16 protein-coding genes are annotated in these 20374 nt (G+C 67.1%); 7 read left to right on the forward strand and 9 right to left on the reverse strand.

Features of this window, described 5'->3' with window-relative positions; all coding sequences use genetic code 11:
• Positions 1-182: 182 nt before the first annotated feature.
• Complete coding sequence (locus Q8N10_RS13670) at positions 183-1766, reverse strand: ABC-F family ATP-binding cassette domain-containing protein (RefSeq protein ID WP_304779467.1); 1584 nt, start codon at positions 1764-1766, stop codon at positions 183-185.
• A gap of 187 nt (positions 1767-1953) precedes the next feature.
• Here Q8N10_RS13670 and Q8N10_RS13675 point away from each other — a divergent pair, with 187 nt between their 5' ends.
• The 4 genes from Q8N10_RS13675 to Q8N10_RS13690 all read left to right on the forward strand — a co-directional run bounded on the left by Q8N10_RS13675 (position 1954) and on the right by Q8N10_RS13690 (position 7644).
• A complete protein-coding gene (locus Q8N10_RS13675) occupies positions 1954-2616 on the forward strand; it encodes a 2OG-Fe(II) oxygenase (protein WP_304779464.1) in 663 nt (220 codons plus the stop codon).
• 58 nt (positions 2617-2674) lie between these two features.
• On the forward strand, positions 2675-3889 hold the full coding sequence (locus tag Q8N10_RS13680) for a dipeptidase (protein WP_304779462.1): 1215 nt from the start codon (positions 2675-2677) through the stop codon (positions 3887-3889).
• 180 nt (positions 3890-4069) lie between these two features.
• On the forward strand, positions 4070-6970 hold the full coding sequence (uvrA, locus tag Q8N10_RS13685; protein WP_305663940.1) for an excinuclease ABC subunit UvrA: 2901 nt from the start codon (positions 4070-4072) through the stop codon (positions 6968-6970).
• A gap of 62 nt (positions 6971-7032) precedes the next feature.
• On the forward strand, positions 7033-7644 hold the full coding sequence (locus tag Q8N10_RS13690) for a glutathione S-transferase family protein (protein WP_304779457.1): 612 nt from the start codon (positions 7033-7035) through the stop codon (positions 7642-7644).
• Positions 7645-7724: 80 nt separating this feature from the next.
• Here the strand turns inward: Q8N10_RS13690 and Q8N10_RS13695 are convergent, their stop codons facing one another.
• Positions 7725-8567, reverse strand: a complete 843-nt coding sequence (locus tag Q8N10_RS13695) for a hypothetical protein (RefSeq protein WP_304779454.1) — start codon at positions 8565-8567, stop codon at positions 7725-7727.
• A 133-nt stretch (positions 8568-8700) separates the two neighbouring features.
• Here Q8N10_RS13695 and trmFO point away from each other — a divergent pair, with 133 nt between their 5' ends.
• Positions 8701-10110: a methylenetetrahydrofolate--tRNA-(uracil(54)-C(5))-methyltransferase (FADH(2)-oxidizing) TrmFO gene (trmFO, locus tag Q8N10_RS13700; protein ID WP_304779452.1), complete on the forward strand. Its 1410-nt coding sequence runs from the start codon at positions 8701-8703 to the stop codon at positions 10108-10110.
• A 3-nt stretch (positions 10111-10113) separates the two neighbouring features.
• On the opposite strand, the gene Q8N10_RS13705 is transcribed toward trmFO, so the two are convergent.
• From Q8N10_RS13705 to yajC, 6 genes are all read right to left on the reverse strand, one after another.
• A complete protein-coding gene (locus tag Q8N10_RS13705; RefSeq protein ID WP_304779450.1) occupies positions 10114-10812 on the reverse strand; it encodes a squalene/phytoene synthase family protein in 699 nt (232 codons plus the stop codon).
• Positions 10813-10879: 67 nt separating this feature from the next.
• Positions 10880-11485 carry a urate hydroxylase PuuD gene (locus Q8N10_RS13710; protein ID WP_304779448.1) on the reverse strand — a complete coding sequence of 202 codons (606 nt, stop codon included), beginning with the start codon at positions 11483-11485 and terminating at the stop codon, positions 10880-10882.
• A 73-nt stretch (positions 11486-11558) separates the two neighbouring features.
• Positions 11559-11918, reverse strand: coding sequence for an Mth938-like domain-containing protein (locus tag Q8N10_RS13715; RefSeq protein WP_304779446.1), 360 nt, complete (start codon positions 11916-11918; stop codon positions 11559-11561).
• A gap of 4 nt (positions 11919-11922) precedes the next feature.
• A complete protein-coding gene (gene secF / locus Q8N10_RS13720; protein ID WP_304779444.1) occupies positions 11923-12894 on the reverse strand; it encodes a protein translocase subunit SecF in 972 nt (323 codons plus the stop codon).
• Between the two features lie 12 nt (positions 12895-12906).
• A complete protein-coding gene (gene secD, locus Q8N10_RS13725) occupies positions 12907-14505 on the reverse strand; it encodes a protein translocase subunit SecD (protein ID WP_304779441.1) in 1599 nt (532 codons plus the stop codon).
• Positions 14506-14516: 11 nt separating this feature from the next.
• Entirely contained in the window at positions 14517-14867 is a 351-nt protein-coding gene (gene yajC / locus Q8N10_RS13730; RefSeq protein WP_304779438.1) for a preprotein translocase subunit YajC, read from the reverse strand.
• Between the two features lie 118 nt (positions 14868-14985).
• On the opposite strand from yajC, the gene Q8N10_RS13735 reads away from it, so the two are divergent.
• Together Q8N10_RS13735 and Q8N10_RS13740 are read left to right on the forward strand one after the other, a co-directional pair.
• Positions 14986-15825, forward strand: coding sequence for an ATP-binding protein (locus Q8N10_RS13735; protein WP_304779436.1), 840 nt, complete (start codon positions 14986-14988; stop codon positions 15823-15825).
• 254 nt (positions 15826-16079) lie between these two features.
• Positions 16080-18266, forward strand: coding sequence for a family 16 glycosylhydrolase (locus Q8N10_RS13740; protein WP_304779433.1), 2187 nt, complete (start codon positions 16080-16082; stop codon positions 18264-18266).
• Positions 18267-18455: 189 nt separating this feature from the next.
• On the opposite strand, the gene Q8N10_RS13745 is transcribed toward Q8N10_RS13740, so the two are convergent.
• Complete coding sequence (locus tag Q8N10_RS13745; RefSeq protein WP_304779430.1) at positions 18456-20309, reverse strand: LysM peptidoglycan-binding domain-containing protein; 1854 nt, start codon at positions 20307-20309, stop codon at positions 18456-18458.
• Positions 20310-20374: the final 65 nt, after the last annotated feature.

Consider the following 20374-nt stretch of genomic DNA (forward strand, 5'->3'; position numbering starts at 1 on the left):
CCCCCCCCCCCCCCCCCCCCCCCCCCCCCCCCCCCCCCCCCCCCCCCCCCCCCCCCCCCCCCCCCCCCCCCCCCCCCCCCCCCCCCCCCCCCCCCCCCCCCCCCCCCCCGCGACCGGGCGCCGAGCCTGCCGCTCGCCCCCTCCACCACCCTTCGGGCGGTCCCCCTCCCCCGTACGCTTCGCTACAGGGGAGGAAGACGTACCTCCCGCGCCACCCCGATCGCCGCCAGGAAATCCCGGTCGTGGCTCACCACCAGGATCGCCCCGTCATAGCCCCGCAGCGCTGCCTCTATCGCCGCCAGCGAGTCCAGGTCCAGGTGATTGCTGGGCTCGTCCAGGATCAGCAGCTGCGGCGGAGCCTCCGCGCACAGCACGCAGGCCAACGCCGCCCGCAGCCGCTCGCCGCCGCTGAGTGACCCCACCCGCTTGTCGCCCGCCACATTGCGGAACAGGAACCGCGCCAGGGCGGCGCGCGCGCCATTGTCGCTCGCCGTCGGATTGAGCCGCCGGAACGCCGCCACCAGGGTCTCGTCGTCCTCCAGCATCGCCGTCTTCTGGTCCAGCAGCGCGGCCCGCACGCCGAGGCTCACCCGCCCGGACGCGGGTGCCAGCTCGCCGGTCGCCAGCCGGATCAGGGTCGTCTTGCCCGCCCCGTTCGCGCCTGTCACCGCCACCCGCTCGGGCCCGGTCATGCGGACGTCGAAGGCCAGCACCGGCCCGCCGCGATGGGCGAAGGTCACCTCCTCGAAGGCCAGCACCCCCTTGCCCGCCGCCAGCCCTGACGGCGGCAAGTCGAAGGCCAGCCGCCGCAGCCGCTCCACCCGGCCTTGCGCCTCGGCCAGTTCGGCACCGGCCTGTTCCGCCAGCTTCTCCGCCAGCCGCCCCTCGCGCGCGCCGGAGTTTTCCGCCCGCTCGGCCATGGCCCCCAGCAGGATCATCGGCGCACTGCCGGAGGCTGCGAACCGCTTGCCAGCCGCGTCGCGCCGCGCCTTCTTCTCCCGCGCCCCCTGGGCCTCGCGGGCGACCCTCGCCACCGTGCGCTCGGCGCTGGCCAGCCCCTGCTCGGCGGCCGCCGCCTCCTGGGCCTTGCGCTCCAGATAGAGGTCGTAGTTTCCGCCATAGACCTTGGCGCCCAGGCCCGACAGCTCGACGATGCGGTCCATCTCCCGCAGCAGGGCGCGGTCGTGGCTGATCACGATGGCGCCGCCCTTCCAGCCGGCCAGCACGCGCGCCACCATCGCCCGGGCCTCGGCGTCCAGGTTGTTGGTGGGTTCGTCCAGCAGGATCAGGTCGGGCTGGGTGATCAGCAGCCCGGCCAGGGCCAGGCGCGTGGCCTCCCCACCGCTCAGGGTGGCGGCCTCGCGGTCCACATGTTGGCTGCCCATGCCCACCGCCGCCAGGGCCTGCTCGATGCGCGACTCCAAGTCCCACAAGGCGTTGGCGAAGTCGTCCTCGGTACCGCGCGACTCCTCGATGCGCACTTGTCGGTCAATGTCGGCCCGCACCCCCAGCAGGTCGGCGACCGTGGCCCCGTCGGGCGGGCTCATCGCCTGGCGCAGCACCCCGATCGCGCCGCGAACGGCCACGGAACCTGACACCGGTGTCAGCTCCCCGGTGATCAGCCGCAGCAGCGTGGTCTTGCCCACGCCGTTGCGCCCGACAAGGCCGGTGCGTTCGGCTCCGAAGGCGAGGTTCAGATTGTCGAAAAGGCTTACGCCGTCAGGCGTTGCGTACGAAAGACGCTCGAGTGTCAGATGGGCGGGCATGGGCGACCTTGGGGGCGTTGGCGTTGCGGACGAGGCTCTGTTCCGTCGGCATGCGCATGGTCGTCAGGCTCCTTCTGAGCGCCCGATATAGGCCCCGCCCCGGCCTCGCGCAATCCGGACCCGGCATCCCCGCGACCCCTTGAGCGCGCCTGCGAAAGCCCCGACTCCTCCATCCATGACCACCGACATGTCCGACCTCGACCGCTACGGCTGCGCCGTCCTCCCCGGCCTCCTGACCCCGGCCGCCTGCCGCGACCTGGCCGCCCTCTACCCCCGCGAAGAGGGCTTCCGCAGCCGGGTGGTCATGGGCCGCCACGGCTTTGGCCAGGGCGAGTACCGCTACTTCAGCCACCCCCTCCCGGACCCCGTCCAGGCCCTCCGCGCGGCCCTCTACCCCCAGCTGGTGGACATCGCCAACCGCTGGAACGAGACCATGGGCATCGACGTGCGCTACCCCTTGCAACACAAGGAATTCCTCGCCCGCTGCCACGCCGCCGGCCAGGTCCGCCCCACCCCGCTGCTGCTCCAGTACGGCCCCGGCGACTACAACTGCCTGCACCAGGACCTCTACGGCGAGCACGTCTTCCCCCTGCAGGTCGCCGTCCTGCTGTCGGAGCCCGGCCAGGACTTCACCGGCGGCGAATTTGTCCTGACGGAACAACGGCCTCGCATGCAGTCCCGCGCCGAGGTCGTGCCCCTGAGGCAGGGCGACGCCGTGGTCTTCGCCGTCCACCACCGCCCGGTCCAGGGGACCCGCGGCGCCTATCGCGTGAGCATGCGCCACGGTGTCAGCCGCCTGCGGAGCGGTCAGCGCCATACCCTCGGGATCATCTTCCACGACGCGGCTTGAGCCTTGCCTTGAGCCTCGGAACGGCGAAGGCTCGGGGCCTTCAGTTGGGAGAGCCGCCTTGCACCGTTTGACCGTTCCGCTCGCGATCCTGTGGGCCTCCTGCGCCCTGCCCGCGCTGTCGGCCACCCCCGCCGCCGAGGCCCACAAGGCGGCCATCGTGCTGGACACCCACTTCGACACCCCGGCCAACTTCCATCGCCCCGGCTGGGACATCATGGACCGCCATTCGGTGGAGGCCGACGGCAGCCAGGTGGACTATCCGCGCATGGTGGAGGGCGGTGTCGACGGCGGCTTCTTCGCCATCTTCACCCCCCAGGGCGCCCGCACCCCCGAAGGCGACGCCAAGGCCCGCGACGCCGCCCTGCTGCGGGCCGTGGAGATCCACCAGATGGTGGCCAAGCACGGCGCAAAGTTCGCCCTGGCCACCAAGGCCGAGGAGGCCGCCCCCATCGTCGCGGCGGGCAAGAAGGTGGTCTTCATCAGCATGGAGAACAGCCAGCCGGTGGAGGCCGACCTCACCCTGATGGCGACCTTCTACACCCTGGGCGTCCGCATGATGGGGCCCATCCACTTCATGAACAACGACCTCGGCGACTCCTCCACCGACCCCAAGGGCAAGGAGTGGAACGGCTTGAGCGCCAAGGGGAAAGCCTTCGTCGCCGAGGCCAATCGACTGGGCGTTGTGCTGGACGCCAGTCATGCCTCGGACGAGGTGCTGGACCAGATGATCGCGCTCTCCACCACCCCGCTGATCCTGTCGCACTCAGGCCTGAAGGCCATCTTCGACCACCCCCGCAACATCGACGACACCAGGCTGAAAGCCCTGGCCGCAAAGGGCGGGGTCATCCAGATCAACGCCTTCTCCAACTACATGGTGGCCCAGCCCAAGATCCCCGAGCGGGACGCGGCCATGGCCGACCTGATGAAGTCCGTCGGCGCCAGCGGCCGGGACATGACGCCGGCCCAGCGCAAGGCCTTCCTCGAAGGGCGCAAGGCCATCGACGCCAAGTGGCCCATGCCCCGCGCCAACCTCGACGACTTCATGAAGCACATGCTGCACGCCATCGAGGTGGCGGGCGTCGACCATGTGGGCGTCTCGGGCGACTTCGACGGCGGCGGCGGCATCGCGGGCCTGGAGGACGTCACTGACTATCCCAGGATCACCGAGCGCCTGATCGCGGCCGGCTATTCCAGGGACGACGTGGCCAAGGTCTGGGGCGGCAACGCCCTGCGCGTCCTCAAGGCCGCCGCCGACGCCCGCACGGCCAAGTGATCGCTGCTGACAGATTCTGGCAGCTGACGCGTTAAACTCCGCGCGCACTCACGGCGGCGTGGAAACCGGTGTCTCCGCGACGTTTGTTCCCCGATTGTTCCCATGTTATCCGTGAGTCCGTTCACTACATTAAGCGGTCCCGTCGAGACCCTCGGCGGGTGACGAGCGTTTCAGGACAACATGGCCGAACAGCTGAACTTCATCCGCGTGCGCGGCGCGCGTGAGCACAATCTGAAAGACGTCAGCGTAGACATTCCGCGCGGCGAGCTGGTGGTGATCACCGGGCTGTCGGGGTCTGGAAAGAGCTCGCTGGCCTTTGACACCATCTATGCCGAGGGTCAGCGGCGCTATGTCGAGAGCCTGTCAGCCTATGCCCGCCAGTTCCTGGAGCTGATGTCCAAGCCCGACGTGGACCTGATCGAGGGCCTGTCGCCGGCCATCTCCATCGAGCAGAAGACCACCAGCCGCAATCCGCGCTCCACGGTCGGCACGGTCACCGAGATTCACGACTACATGCGCCTGCTGTGGGCCCGCGTCGGCGTGCCCTACTCGCCGGCCACCGGCCTGCCCATCGAGAGCCAGACCGTCTCCATGATGGTCGACAAGCTGACGGCCCTGCCCGAGGGCGAGCGCCTCTATCTGCTGGCCCCGGTGATCCGCGGCCGCAAGGGCGAGTACCGCAAGGAGATCGCCGAGTGGCAGCGGGCCGGCTTCCAGCGGCTGAAGATCGACGGGGAGTTCTTCCCCATCGAGGACGCCCCGGTGCTGGACAAGAAGTTCAAGCACGACATCGACATCGTGGTGGACCGGCTCGTGACCAAGGCCGGTCTCGAGGGCCGCTACGCCGACAGCCTGGAGACCGCGCTCAAGCTCGCCGACGGCATCGCCGTGGCCGAGTGGGCCGACAAGGCCGAGGGCGAGGCTGAACCCCGCCGCCTGCTGTTTTCCGAGAAGTTCGCCTGTCCGGTCTCGGGCTTCACCATCAGCGAGATCGAGCCGCGGCTGTTCTCGTTCAACAACCCCTACGGCGCCTGCCCGGTCTGCGACGGCCTGGGGATGAAGCTGGCCTTCGACGCCGACACCATCGTGCCCGACAAGGACAAGTCCCTGCACAAGGGCGCCATCGCGCCGTGGTCCAAGGGCCCCTCGCCCCTCTACACCCAGACCTTGCAGGCCCTCTCGCGGCACTACGGCTTCTCGATGGACGAGCCCTTCTGGAACCTGCCGGAGCAGGCCAGGAAGGTGGTCCTCTACGGATCGGGGACCGACAAGATCAAGTTCGTCTATGACGACAACGCCCGGAAGTACGAGGTCAACAAGACCTTCGAGGGCGTCCTGCCGAACCTGGAGCGCCGCTGGCGGGAAACCGACAGCGCCTGGGTGCGTGAGGAGCTGGGCCGCTATCAGTCTGAGACCCCCTGCGAAGCCTGCGAAGGCTATCGCCTGAAGCCCGAGAGCCTGGCGGTGAAGATCGCGGGCCAGCATGTGGGGCAGGTTTCGCGCCTGTCCATCCGCCACGCCGAGGAGTGGTTCACCGCGCTGGAGAGCAGCCTCACCGACAAGCAGATGGAGATCGCGCGCCGGATCCTGAAGGAGATCAATGATCGCCTGCGCTTCCTGGTGAACGTCGGGCTGGACTATCTCAACCTCAGCCGCGCTTCGGGCACGCTGTCGGGCGGCGAGAGCCAGCGCATCCGCCTGGCCAGCCAGATCGGCTCGGGCCTGACCGGCGTGCTCTACGTGCTGGACGAGCCCAGCATTGGCCTGCACCAGCGCGACAACACCCGGCTGCTCACCAGCCTCAAGGGCCTGCGCGACCTCGGCAACTCCGTCCTGGTGGTGGAACATGACGAGGAGGCGATCATGACCGCCGACTATGTCATCGACATGGGTCCCGCGGCCGGCATTCACGGCGGCCAGATCATCGCCGAGGGCACCGCCGCCCAGGTGATGGCCAACCCCAAGAGCATCACCGGCCAATACCTGTCGGGCGCGCGCGAGATCGAGGTTCCCCAGGACCGTCGCGCGATCTCCAAGAAGAAGGTGCTGCGCGTCATTGGCGCCACGGGCAACAACCTGAAGAATGTCACCGGCGAGATCCCGGCCGGGACCTTCACCTGCATCACCGGGGTGTCGGGGGGCGGCAAGTCGACCTTCACCATCGAGACCCTCTACAAGGCCGCGGCGCGGCGCCTGCACAACGCCTCGGACGCGCCGGCCCCCCACGACCGCATCGAGGGGCTGGAAATGTTCGACAAGGTCATCGACATCGACCAGTCGCCCATCGGCCGCACGCCGCGCTCCAACCCCGCCACCTATACCGGCGCCTTCCAGCCGATCCGCGACTGGTTCGCGGGGCTCCCGGAGTCCAAGGCGCGAGGCTATGGGCCGGGCCGCTTCAGCTTCAACGTCAAGGGCGGCCGCTGCGAGGCCTGCCAGGGCGACGGCGTCATCAAGATCGAGATGCACTTTTTGCCCGACGTCTACGTCACCTGCGACGTCTGCCACGGCAAGCGCTACAACCGCGAAACCCTGGAAGTGCTGTTCAAGGGCAAGTCGATCTCCGACGTCCTGGACATGACCGTCGAGGAGGCCGCCGACTTCTTCAAGGCCGTGCCGCCGGTGCGCGACAAGATGGACACGCTGAAGAAGGTGGGCCTGGGCTATGTCCAGGTCGGGCAGTCGGCCACCACCCTCTCCGGCGGCGAGGCCCAGCGGGTGAAGCTGTCCAAGGAGCTGTCGCGCAAGGCCACCGGCAAGACCCTCTACATCCTGGACGAACCCACCACGGGCCTGCACTTCGAGGACGTGAAGAAGCTGCTGGAGGTGCTTCATGAGCTGGCTGACCAGGGCAACACCATGGTGGTCATCGAGCACAATCTCGACGTCGTGAAGACCGCCGACTGGATCGTGGACTTCGGGCCCGAGGGCGGCGACGGCGGCGGCGAGATCGTGGCCCAGGGCACGCCGGAACAGGTGGCCGCCAATTCCAAGAGCTGGACCGGCCGCTACCTCGCCGAGGTCCTCAAGCGCCACGAGGACCGCCGCAAGGCCCGCGTGAAGAAGCTGGTAAACGCTTAGGCTTCCCTCAAACATTCGTTTGAAATAGCGTCGTTCATTGTTTTGATCATTGGAGTCGACCCATGAAGCTCTACGGCGCGCCGAACCCCGCCCCCAATCCCCGCCGCGTGCGCATCTTCCTGGCTGAGAAGGGCATCGACCTGCCTGAGACCCCGGTCAACATGATGAAGCGTGAGCACAAGAGCCCGGAATTCCGCGCCAAGAACTCCCTGGGCCAGCTCCCTACCCTCGAGCTTGACGACGGCACGACGATCTCTGAAACCGTCGCCATCTGCCGCTATCTGGAAGAGACCAATCCCGAGCCGCCGCTGTTCGGCACGACGGCGGTGGAGCGCGCCCTGGTGGACCAGTGGATCCGCCGGGTCGAGTTCACCGTGATGACGCCCGTCGGCATGTACTGGCGCCACGCCCACCCGCGCACGGCGGCCCTGCTGACCCAGTTCAAGGACTTCGGCGAGTCCAACGCCGAGACCTACAAGGGCGCGCAGAAATACCTGGACCGCGAGCTGGAGGGTCACCAGTTCGTGGTGGGCGACACCTACACCATGGCCGACATCTGCCTGCTTTCCACCGTCGACTTCGCCGAATGGATCGGCCTGCCGATGGAGCCAGAGTTCGAGCACCTGAAAGCCTGGCACGATCGGGTCACCGCCCGGCCCAGCGCCAACGCCTGATGCGATCGCTCCGTGGGGTAGAGTCCTTAGTGAGAGCGTGACGGTCGCCTGAACCGGCCTCCACGTCAGGCTGTCCCGCTCTAGCCCCGCGGAGCACCCGTCAGTTCGCGATAGGCTTCGGCCAGGGGCGAATAGATCATCACCACCTGCAGGATGGGCAGCAACAGTTGCACCATCAGGGTGGCGATGAAGGCCACGATGGCGAGCGGCGCCAGGTTGCTGGGGTTGGCGATGGCCGCGTTGCCGCCGGCGATGGCCACGGTGGCGTAGCTGATGATGCTGAACAGCAGCCAGACCATGATGTAGAAGATGATGGCCAATATGGTCATCCCGAACAGGCTCCAGAAGTGGCCCTTGGTGAGCCGCCAGGAGTCGAAGATCGCGATGCGATGTTCGGCAAAGGTCATGGGTGTGGCCAGCAGCAGGCGCACCCCAGCCCAGATCATGGCCCCGGCCAGCCCCAGGCTGACCACCACGCCGAAGGGACCGCCCAGGCTGGCCGCGCCGAAGGCGAGCACCAGAAACAGCACCCCCACCGAGAAGAGCGCCAGATTGACGATGGTCAGCCGCAGTTCGTCAGCGCCCAGCCTCAGGTGGGCGATGCCCTTTTCCGACGGGCGCAATGCCAGCCGGTAGATCCCGCCCATCAGGACGGAGAGCAGGAAGATCGAGATGACGATGATGGCCAGAAACGCGAACTGATGCTGCCGCAACACCGAGCCGTAGGCGCCGGCGTCCCCGGACTCCAGGCCGCCGTTCTGCACGAACTTGATGAAGTCCGGGCCTAGCGCCATGACCATGATCATGGCGATCACCATGATGCCGAGGAAGTAGACCAGGCTCCAGGCCAGGATCGTTCCTGGCCGTTCGCGCGTGATCCTGAAGCCTTCCAGCGCCGACTCGCTCGGCGAAAACTTGGTCATGTCTGTCCTCTGGCCGTCCGTCTGGAACACCAAACGAGTCGGCCGCCCCTTTGGCTGCGATCTTTGCGGTTGCGGCTCTTGCGCCGCAAGGCCTCCCTCGCGATCCGGCGCAATCGTTGCTACTTAGCCACGGATGAGCACCAAGATTGACCCAGTCCATGTGATCGGCGGCGGCCTGGCCGGTTCGGAAGCCGCCTGGCAGATCGCCCAGGCCGGCGTGCCGGTCGTCCTGCACGAGATGCGCCCGGTGCGCGGCACCGACGCCCACCATACCGATGGCCTGGCGGAGCTGGTCTGTTCCAACTCCTTCCGGGCCGACGACTGGACCGCCAACGCCGTGGGCCTGCTGCACGCCGAGATGCGCCGCCTGGACTCCATCATCATGTCCTGCGGCGACGCCCACCAGGTGCCGGCCGGCGGCGCCCTGGCCGTTGACCGCGACGGTTTCTCCCAGGCGGTCACCGCCCGCCTGGAGGCCCATCCCAACGTGACCATCGCGCGGGAGGAAGTCGCCGGCCTGCCGCCCGCCGATTGGGACAGCGTGATCGTGGCCACCGGCCCCCTCACCTCCCCGGCTCTCTCCGACGCCATCCTGTCCCTGACCGGCGAGGGTGAACTTTCATTCTTCGACGCCATCGCCCCCATCGTCAATTTCGACTCCATCGACATGGGCGTCGCCTGGCGGCAGTCGCGCTACGACAAGGAAGGCCCCGGCGGCGACGCGGCCGCCTACATCAACTGCCCCTTGGACAAGGCCCAGTACGAGGCCTTCATCGACGCTCTGCTGGCCGGGCCCAAGAGCGAGTTCAAGGACTGGGAGAACGTCCCCTATTTCGACGGCTGCCTGCCCATCGAGGTGATGGCCGAGCGGGGTCGCGAGACCCTGCGCCACGGCCCCATGAAGCCCGTGGGCCTGACCAACGAGCACAATCCCCAGGAAAAGGCCTACGCCATTGTCCAGCTGCGGCAGGACAATGCGCTGGGTACGCTGTGGAACATGGTGGGCTTCCAAACCAAGCTGAAGCATGGCGCCCAGACCGACATCTTCCGCACCATTCCGGGCCTGGAGAAGGCTGTGTTCGCGCGGCTCGGCGGCCTGCACCGCAACACCTTCCTCAACAGTCCCAAGCTGCTGGACACTCAGCTTCGCCTGAAAGTGCAACCCCGCCTGAGGTTCGCCGGGCAGGTGACCGGCGTCGAAGGCTATGTGGAGAGCGCGGCCATGGGGCTGCTGGCCGGCCGCCTGGCCGCCGCCGAGCGTCTTGGGGCGCCCATCGAGGCGCCGCCCGCCACTACGGCCATGGGGGCGCTGGTCGGTCACATCACCGGGGGGCATCTGGAGGGCGGCAAAGGCTCGTTCCAGCCCATGAACATCAACTACGGTCTGCTGCCCCCGGTCGAGGCGGTCGCCAAGCGCGACGAGACCGGCCGCCGCCTGGGCGCCAAGGAAAAGTCGCGCGGCAAGAAGCTGGCGGTGGGCGAGCGGGCGTTGGCGGACCTGGAGACCTGGGTCACGCGCGAAACGCGGGTCGCCGCCGAATAGGCCTCAGACCCTGCCGCGCGCGACGGCCAGGAACAGACGCAACCGGGCTTCCAGCTCCGAAGGCCTTCGGCCCTTGGCGCGAACGCGGGCCAGGGTCGCGTGGGCGATGGCCGGGAAGGCCGACACCGGCAGGCCAGCCGCGTCCTTCAAGGCTCGGTCGAGGATCGGCCCGACATCGGGCCCGGCCAGACCCGCCGTGCCGATCAGCCGCCCGATAGCCCAGGCGCGGCCGCCGGCCAGGGCCTGATCCTCATCGGCGTGGCGGTCCAGCATCCGGGCGGCGAGGACGGCGGCGGCGCCCGCCGTGCCGTCGGCCCACTCCAGGGCCTCCCCCAGCTTCATAGGCTCGGCGCTGAGCTCGCGGTAGCGGGCATCGATCATCGCCTCCAGACGGGGACGCGGCAGGCCGTGGCGGCCGATGGCCGCGGCCAGCGCCAGCGCCGTCGGATGTTTGCGCACCGTGCGCCCCTCGAACACCTCGACCAGCACCTCGGTCCACCAGGTCAGGCGGATCTCGCCCATCAGCGGATTGGAGGCGACCCGGGGCGCCCGGGCCAACTCATGGTCGAAGGCGTAGAGGGCGACGACGTCGGCGCGGGTCTCGCCGTTCGGAATGAAGCGGCTGGACAGCCAACGGTCGGGATCGACGCGGCCCACCAGGGCGTCAAGATCGTACGGATCGTGGGCGTCGTCTTCGGACATGGTGTTCGCAAAAAGCAAAAGGCCCGCCGGTTGAGGCGGGCCTTCCGATTGTAATGGACCCGAGGCCTTAGCCGAAGAGCGTCTGGCTCATGGTCATGGTCACCAGCATCGGGATCGACAGCAGGGTGTTGGTCCGGGAGAACAGCATCGCTGTGCGGCCGGCCTTGGCCTTGGCGTCGGCGTCAGCTTCCACGAGGCCCAGGGCGATCTTCTGGTTGGGCCAGATGAAGGCCCAGACGTTGATGAACATCACCGTGGCGAGCCACATGCCCATGCCGATGAAGATGTGGCCGACATTGGCGAAGCCCTCGGTGGCGCCCAGGGTGAAGGCTTCCACCAGATAGCCGCGGTTCATGGCCAGGATCACGCCGGCCACCCAGGTGAAGAGCGCCGCCCAGCGGAACCAGAACAGCGCCGCCGGGGCGATGTACTTGGAGACCGCCGGCTTCAGCTCAGCCGGGATCTGGGCCATCTGCGGGATCTGGACGAAGTTGAAGTAGTACAGCAGGCCAATCCACATGATGCCGAACAGCACATGGAGGAAGCGGAACACCGCCTGGAAGAAGATCGCGTCGGCCGAGCCGTAGTGGCTGAAATAGCCTGCGATTATGATCAGCGCGAGCACGCAGCTCACGAGAATGGTGTTGCGAAGATTAGCGAGTAGTCCAGCCATGGGTATGCCTCTACGATTCCTGCCCTGACCGTCAGCTATACGGGGTTTCAACCGGGGCTGCTAGCGGCCCGACCTAGATGGCGATCAGGGCGGCGGCCAGCCGGCGACCTTCGGCGGTGAGCACATTGTACATCCGCGCCGCGGTCGGAGTGTCCATGAATTCCAGGCCGATGCCCGCTTTGGCGAGCGCTTCGCGCACCGCCCTGGGCGGAAGGGCGTTGGCGACCCCCATGCCCAGCAGCAGGAACTCCACGTCTCGCGACCCGGCCCGCAGGATGGCCGACAGGCTCTCGGGCGTGAGATCGGCGACGCCGGACACCGGCCAGGCCTGGGCTTGATCCTGGACGATCAGCACCGAGCCTTCGTGGCGTGCGCCCGACAGCCGAAACCCGCCGTCGCCATAGGCGTCGATGGAGGGGGCGTCGCGGGCCACGGCCTCAGGGCCGCGCGTTGGCGGGCTTCAGGGGCTCGGCCGGTTCGTCGCCGCGCTTGACGCCCCAGAGCAGGATCACCGGCGCCGCGACATAGATCGAGGAATAGGTGCCGATGATGATCCCGAAGATCATGATCAGGGAGAAGGCCAGCAGGGTCGGGCCACCGAAGATCGCCAGGCCGCCGAGGGCCAGGACAGCGGTAAGGCCGGTGATCACCGTCCGCGACAGCGTCTCGTTGATCGACAGGTCGATCACCTCGCCCAGCGGCATCGACTTATACTTGCGCAGGTTCTCCCGAAGACGGTCGAACACCACCACGGTGTCGTTCATCGAATAGCCGATGATGGTCAGGATGGCGGCGATGGTGGTGAGGCTGAACTCCAGCTTGAAGATCGCGATCAAACCAAAGGTCAGGATGACGTCGTGGAACAGACCCACGACCGCGCCCACGCCGAACTGAAGTTCGAACCGGAACCAGATGTAGAGCAGCATAAGGCCGATCGCGAGGCCCAGGGCGAGGAGCCCGCTCTGGAGCAACTCGCCCGAGACCTTCGGTCCCACAACGTCCGCACGCTGGAAAGTGACGGGTCCGAGCGCCTCCACCAGGGCGGCCCTGACCTTGTCCACAGCCACCGCGGGCGCGGCGCCCTCGGGCGTCTGGAAGCGGATCATTGCCGTGGTCGGCTCGCCGAAGGCCTGGACCTGAACGTCGCCGATATTCTGCGCCTCCAGCGTCTTGCGCGCCAGGCTCAGATCCACAGCCTTCGGGGCGGTGGAGATTTCCAGCAAGGTTCCGCCCTTGAAGTCGATCCCGCAGGACAGGCCGCCGCAGGGGGGCTGGAAGGGGAACAGGGTGAAGCCGAGCGACACCACCACCGCGACCGCCGAGACGATGGCCGCGAGGCGGGAGAAGGCGACGAACCGGAAGTTCGTCTTGATCGGGAGCACCTTGATGAGAGGCCAGTACTTGGACATGTCTGCGTCTCCCTAAACGATCGGCAGGGTCTTGGGGCGGACCCTGCGGAACCAGATCGACAGCAGGAACTGGGTCACAACGACCGCCGAGAAGACGGACGTCAGGACGCCGATGGACAGGGTCCAGGCGAAGCCTCGCACCGGACCGGACCCGAACTGGAACATGATCAGGGCCGCCAGGATCGTGGTGACGTTGGCGTCGATGATCGTCGTCATGGCGCGGGAGAAGCCCGCGTCCATGGCCGACAGCACCGGTCGCCCCGCCCTGAACTCGTCGCGCATGCGCTCGTAGATCAGCACATTGGCGTCAACGGCCACGGCCAGGGTGAGGATCAGGCCCGCGATGCCGGGCAGGGTCAGGGTGGCCTGGGTGACCGACAGGGTGGCGACAATGAGCAGGCCGTTGACCAACAGCGCGATCACGGAAATCCCGCCGAACAGGAACCCGTAGGACAGCAGCATGAAGACCAGGATCGCCATGAAGCCGACGGCCGTGGAAATCTTGCCCGCCTGAACGGCGTCGGCGCCCAGTTCGGCGCCCACGGTCTGCTGCTGCTCGACGCTGAGGGGCGCCGGCAGGGCGCCGGCCCGCAGCAGGATGGCCAGGTTGTTGGCGCTCTCCGGGGTGAAGTTCCCGCTGATCTGGCCAGAGCCGCCGGTGATGGCGCTCTGGATCACCGGGGCGGAGATGACCCGGTTGTCCAGCACGATGGCGAATCGCTTGCCGAGGTTCTGGGCCGTCGCGTCGCCGAACCTGCGCGCGCCTTGGCCGTTGAAGCGGAAGTTGACGATCGCCTCGCCGGTCTGGGAGTCGAAAGCCTGACTGGCGTCCGTAAGCATCTCGCCGGTGACCAGGGCGCGCTTCTTCACCAGCAGGGCGCCGCCTTCTTCGCTGGGCAGCACCTGAGAGCCGGGCGGGATGCGGCCCGCGGCGGCCTCCTCCGGGGTGACGCTGTCGTCCACCATCTGGAAGGTGAGCTTGGCGGTCTGGCCGATGATGTCCTTCAGCTTTTCGGGATCGCTCTCGCCCGGTGCCTGGACAACGATGCGGTCGATCCCCTGACGGCGGATGTCGGGCTCCTTGGTGCCCAGTTCATCGATGCGTCGGCGGATAATCTCGATGGATTGCTCCACCGCCTTGCCGGACTCCGCCACCAGGGCCTGTTCGGAGAAGACCAGGCCGATGCGCTGGTCGTCAGAGGTGTTGATGGTGACATCGCGGCCGGTGGTCGAGCCCGCCAGGGGCGCGCCCACGCTCCTGCGCAGCAGGTTGGTGGCCGCCGTCATCTGCGCCGGATCGGTAATCCGCACCGAGACCGCCCCACCGACCTGGCCGAGGTCGGTGAAGTCGATCTTCTCCTCGCGCAGGGTGGTGCGGACGTCCTCCACCAGGTTGGTCAACTTCTCCACGCGCAGAGCGTTGGTGTCGACCTCCAGCAGGAGGTAGGAGCCGCCCTGCAGGTCGAGCCCGAGGTTCAGCCTCTGTTTCGGAACAAAGCCCGGCAGGCTGTCGAGCGTCTTCTGAGGAAGCACGTTCGGCAGGCTGAACACGAGGCCGAAGATCACCGACAACAGGACGGCGATCGTCCTCCAGCGCGACGGAGCGATCATCTACGGGGTTCTCAGGCCTTGGAGTCGTTGGCCGGGGCGGGTTCGCCCTTGGCCCGGACGTCGGAGATCATCGTCTTGACGACCTTGACGTTGACGCCCTGGGCGATCTCAACGCCGACTTCCTTGTCCTCGACGCGTACGACCTTGCCGATGACGCCGGAGTTCAGCACCACCGTGTCGTTGCGTTTCACGGCGGCGATCATCGCCTGGTGAGCCTTCATCCGCTGCTGCTGCGGGCGGATCATCAGGAAGTAAAACAGCACGACCAGGCCGATGAGGGGCAGGAACTGCATCAGCATTTCCGTCGGTCCGCCGCCGGCGGCGGCGCCTGCGGTCTGAGCGAAGGCGGGGGTGGCGAACATGGTCTCTCCGAAGTTCGTCGTCGGGCCGGCGAAAAGCCGCCCGTTTTCAAGTCGGCGGAAGCTATGCGTTCGCCCTCGGTTTTGCAATGGAACGGCAGGCCCGCTAAGCACCAACGCCATGGATTCAGACCTGAAACCCGTTCTCGAACGTATCGCCAACGCCCTGGAGCGCCTGGCGCCCCCCGCCCGCGTCCCGCCGGCCTTTGAAGGCGCGCGGCTGTTCCGGCATGATCCGGCCACCCACGCCTTCCATGCGGCCCCTGACTACGCCCTGCCCCTGGAGGCCCTGATCGGGGTCGACCAGCAGAAGGCGCGCTTCGTGGAGAACCTGGAGCGGTTCACCCGGGGGCTGCCCGCCAACCACGTCCTGCTGTGGGGCGTGCGCGGGACCGGGAAAAGTTCAATGACCAAGGCGGCCTTCATGGCCGTGGCCGGCGACACCCCTGACCTCAAGCTGGTGGAGGTGGACCGCGACGAAGTCACCGCCCTGCCCTCCCTGTTCGACACCCTGCGCGAACGCCCCGAGCGGTTCGTGGTGCTCTGCGATGACCTGTCCTTCGAGGAAGGCGCCGCGGCGGCCAAGGCGCTGAAGTCGGCCCTTGAGGGCGGGGTCTCTGGACCGCCCGCCAATGTGCTGTTTGTCGCCACCTCCAACCGTCGCCATCTGATGCCGCGGACCCACGGGGAGGAACGCGGCCTGATCGCCACGGCCGAGGACGCCGAGGAAGAGGTCAGCGTCTCCGATCGTTTCGGCCTCTGGATCGGCTTCCCACCAATGGACCAGGCGACCTATCTCGAGGCGGTGACCAGCTACGCGCGGTCCTACGGCCTGGTCGTCGCCGACCTGGAACGCCGCGCCCTGCAGTGGGCGCAGCTGCGTGGCGGTCGTTCAGGCCGCGTGGCCTGGCAGTTCATCCGCGACCTGGCGGGGGAACTGGGCAAAATGCTGCCGATGTAGTCTCTACGGGCTCGCTCAGCCTGCGTCGGGGCTGCCGGCTGCGACGGGTCGCCGCAGCGTTCCGAGCAACCATTCGCCATGGTCAAGCTACAAGTCCTTGAATTTCAGTTCTCATGAGGCTGAGAGGCGCGACAGTCCTTTCTTCCTTAGCCGATGCGCCAAGACCGCTGCGACATCTGGCGACACAAACTTAAGGGTAGGACTCCTTTACTCGACGGCATGCGGGGCAACCGCATGAAGTCGGGGAAAAACGCATGGCTCTCTACAAATATGACGGCGCCCTCGCCGTCGAGACTGGCCCGTCGGTTTCAAATTTCTATGGCGCCGGCGGGATCGACACCCTGACCGGGACCAGTCTTGCCGAAGGCTTTTGGGGCGGTCAGGGGGACCTGATGATCGGGGGCGGCGGCGACGACACCTACTATTTGAAAACCTCAACCGACCGCATCGTCGAACAGGCGGGCGGCGGGACGGACAAGATCGTCGCCTGGCAAAACGTCTACCTCGGCAACTACGCCAATGTGGAGAATGTCGAGATTAGCGGCGACAACCTCTACGCAGCCGGAAACGCCGTCGATAACATCGTGCGAGGCGGCTCTGGCAAGGAACAGATCTACGGCGGCGGGGGGCAGGACATCCTGATCGGCGGCGCCGGCGCCGACGTCTTCATCGTCTACAAGGGCGAAGGCAATGACGTTATCCAGGACTTCAGCGTCGCTGAGGACGTCATCCGGTTGAAGGCCGGCTTCTCCGCCTTCGGTCAACTACAGCCCCGGCTCAGCCAGGTGGGGACTGACGTCAAGCTTGATCTGGGGGACGGCGATGGCCTGATCCTGCGCGACGTAACGTTGGACAAGCTGACGGCGGCGAATTTCCAGCTCCAGTTGGACCCGTCGAAGCTTGGCTCCCTGAGCTTCGCGGACGAATTCTCCGGCCAGTTGTCGATCTGGGACAAGGAAAGCAACCCCTCGGGCCTGTGGCGGCCGGACTTTGGGTATCAAGGCACGCAAGGCGTTGGGAGCTACTCGCTCGTCAACAACAGTGAACTGCAGATCTACACCTCTCCCTATTTCCGGGATCACAACGGGGACTTTTCGGACACGCCCTTCGTGAACAACCCAGATGGTAGTCTCTCGATCTGGGCCAAGCCCTCGGTGAATTCTGAGATTTTCGGCTACGGATACACGTCAGGGCTGATCACGACCCAACCGACCTTCGCCCAAACCTACGGCTACTTCGAGATGCGCGCCGACGTTCCGCAGGCAGCCGGCGCCTGGCCGGCCTTCTGGCTGCTGCCCAAGGACGGATCGTGGCCGCCTGAGCTCGATGTCATGGAGGTCCTCTCGCAGGATCCCAACGCCACGTGGACCACCGCTCACTCTGGCGTCGGCGGACATACCTCAAGCGGGATCGCGTCTTTCACTCCCGATACGCCCGATGGCATGCATACCTACGGGGTGCTTTGGACCCCCTCGAGCTTGAGCTGGTACGTCGACGGGGTTCAGGTATTCCAGGCGGCCACGCCATCGGACATGAACAAGCCGATGTTCATGCTGGCCAATATGGCGGTCGGCGGCTGGGCGGGGACGGTCGATAACGGCGCGCTCCCCGCGGAGCTGAAGATCGACTACATTCGGGCCTACGCGCTGCCGGGTGTGACCGTCTCGAGCGTGGTGGCCCCGGCTGGCCAGACGGCCCCGCCACCGGTGGCCGATCCCCTAGCGCCCGCCTATTCGAACAGCCTCTTCGCCCTTCCCGATAGCGGCGCCTATACGAGAATGTTCCTGGGGTCGGCCAAGCCGGACACACTCACGGGCCTCCCCGGCAACGATTTCATTGATGGCAGGGGCAACGCGGACAAGATGAGGGGCGCTGGCGGGGACGACACCTATGTGGTGGACCGCCTTGGCGACATCGTTATTGAGAACGCTGGCGGAGGCGTCGATCAGGTGCTCAGCACATCTCCCAGCTACACGCTTTCAGCGAACGTCGAGAACCTCAAGCTCGTTGGTGCGTCCCCCCAGGCAGCAGTCGGCAACGAACTCAACAACCGCCTGACGTCAAACGACGCGGGGTCCACCCTGAGCGGTGGCGCCGGGAATGACATTCTTTTGGCGGGCCGGGGGGCCGACGTGCTCACCGGGGGCGAGGGTCGTGACATCTTTCAGTTCCAGCGCCTGCCCACGAATGGGGGCCACATCACGGACTTCGTACGTGGCCAGGACATGATCGACCTGCGCGACCTTTTCGCCTCGGTAGGCTACGGAGGGTCCGATCCCGTCGCCGATCAGTATATCCAGTTCCGTTCCGACGGAGCTGACGGCGTGTCGATCTATTTCGACGCCGATGGGGTGGGCGCCGGGGCTGCGGTGCTCGTCACCACGATCGACCATGTCTCCCCTGCGGCGCTGAGCCCGCAAAACGACTGGTTCTTCCACTAGCTCCTTCCGATCTGATTGCTTCAATCGGACAGCACGGAATTGTCTCCAATTCAGCAGCTTAGAGCACTTTCGGTAGGGCGACCGTTCACACCCTATCGAAAGAGGCTCTAGGGGCTGGGGCGTAAGGCTCCAAGGTCTCGCGCACCCAGGTCAGCCAGCCAGGGCTTGGACCAGCCTGATGAGGAGGGGCTAGCGACCCAGCACCAGCTTCGGATCAATAGGCCTGGCCCGTTCACTGGGCGCCGATGCGAAGCGGACCTCGAAGTGCAGTTGGGGTTCGGAAACCCCGCCGCTGGTTCCAGCCTGGCCGATCTGCTGCCCCTGGACCACCTTCTGCTGCATCTTCACGTCCAGCCGGGCCAGGTGGCCATAAGCCGTGACCCAGCCGTCGGGGTGCTTGATCAGCACCAGGTTGCCGAACCCGGGCACCTGGTCGCCGGCATAGACCACATCCCCGCCGGCGGCGGCGCGCACGGCTTCCCCGGCGTTGGCGCGGATATTGAGGCCATCATTGCGCTGGCCCGTCCCCTTGGGACCGAAGTCGGAAATGATGTCGCCGCGCAGCGGCCAGTTGAACCGGCCCCGGCCCTGGGCGGTGATCTGGCTGTCGGACAGCGGACCAGAGCTCGAGGCGGGTGGCGGCGTCGGCCGGCTGGGCGTGGGCGGAGTCGGCCGGCTGTAATTGCTGGTCGAAGGCGGCGGCGTCACCGGCTGCGCGGGCGGCGGCGTAAAGGGCCGGCTCGGCGGCGGGGCGGCCGGGGTTGGATCACGGCGCGGTTCGGGCGGCAGAGTCACCGTCGTGCGGACGGTTTCCTTGATCGGGCCCTTGTCCTTGTAGCCGTCCGGCAGGGTGATCTTGCGCCCCGACCTGATGGCGTCGCCCACCTTCATGTCATTGGCCGCGGCCAGCGCCTTGGGGGTCACACTGAAGCGTCGGGCGATCAGGGCGAGGGTGTCGCCGGACCCCGCCACATAGGCCTTCATCGTGGTCCTGGGACCCTTCAGCTTGTCACCGGCGTGAAGGACGTAGGGTTCCTTGAGCTTGTTGTCGTCGGCGAGCTGTTTGCGGGTGGTGTCCATGGCGCGCGCGATGGCGTCCAGGGCCTGACCGTTCTTGACGGTGTAGATTTGCGGCGGACCGGCCACGTCCACCAGCTTGCCGGTGACCGAGGTCTTGGTGCTGCTCGTCGTCGTGGTGCGCGGCGGCTCGGGCTCCGGCTGGACGATCGGAGGCGGGGTGTAGGTCGGGGTTTGCTGCGCGGGAGCCTGCGGCTGGAAGGGCGCGGGCGCAGGCGTCTGCAGGCCGGTCCCCGGAACCTGGACGCGGGTGGTGACCGTCGTCGGACCCTTGTCCTTGAAGCCGTCGGGCAAGATCAGCTTCCTGCCGGTGGTGAGCGGATCGTCAAGGCCCATGTCGTTGGCCTCGGCCAGGGCCTGACCCGTGACCGAGAAGCGTCGGGCGATGGCGTAGAGGGTGTCACCGGAGCCCACCACATAGGCCTTGGCGTCGCTTGAGGGGCCCTTCAGCACCTTGCCGGGCCTCAGGACGTAGGGTTCCTTCAGGTCGTTGTCTTCGGCCAGTTGCTTGCGCGTCGTGCCCATGGCGCGCGCGATGGCGTCAAGATTGTCACCGCTCTTGACCGTATGGCTCTTCGGCGGCCCGGCGGCGGCCACCACCTTTCCGGTCACCGTCTGCTTGGTGATGGTCTGCATCACCACCGGCGGCGGCTGATACGGCGGCTGATAGGCCGGCGGCGGGGTGTAGGGCGGCGTTGACGGAGTCACATAGGCCGGACCGTTGGGCACAGGGTCGAGCGGTCGGCTCTGCACGGGGCTGGTCGCGGGACCCGCCTGTGGCGCCGGCGCCTGATCCGGCCCGCTCTGGGCCGGCGGCAAGGTCTGGGTGTCCGGCGGGGGCAGGCGCGTCGGATAGTTCGGCCGCGCCACCTGGGCGTCCTCGCCAAACGGCGCATAGGTCGTGCAGGCGCTGAGGGACGTCGCCGCCAACAGGATCAGGGCCGTTCGGGAATAAGAAAGCGTCATCGCCGCTCCGCTCTATGGGTTCGGAATCAGTCGAGGCGTCGGGGTTAATGATGGGTTAAGGAGCC

Source organism: Phenylobacterium sp. (assembly GCF_030693625.1).
Taxonomy (GTDB): Bacteria; Pseudomonadota; Alphaproteobacteria; order Caulobacterales; family Caulobacteraceae; genus Phenylobacterium; species Phenylobacterium ferrooxidans.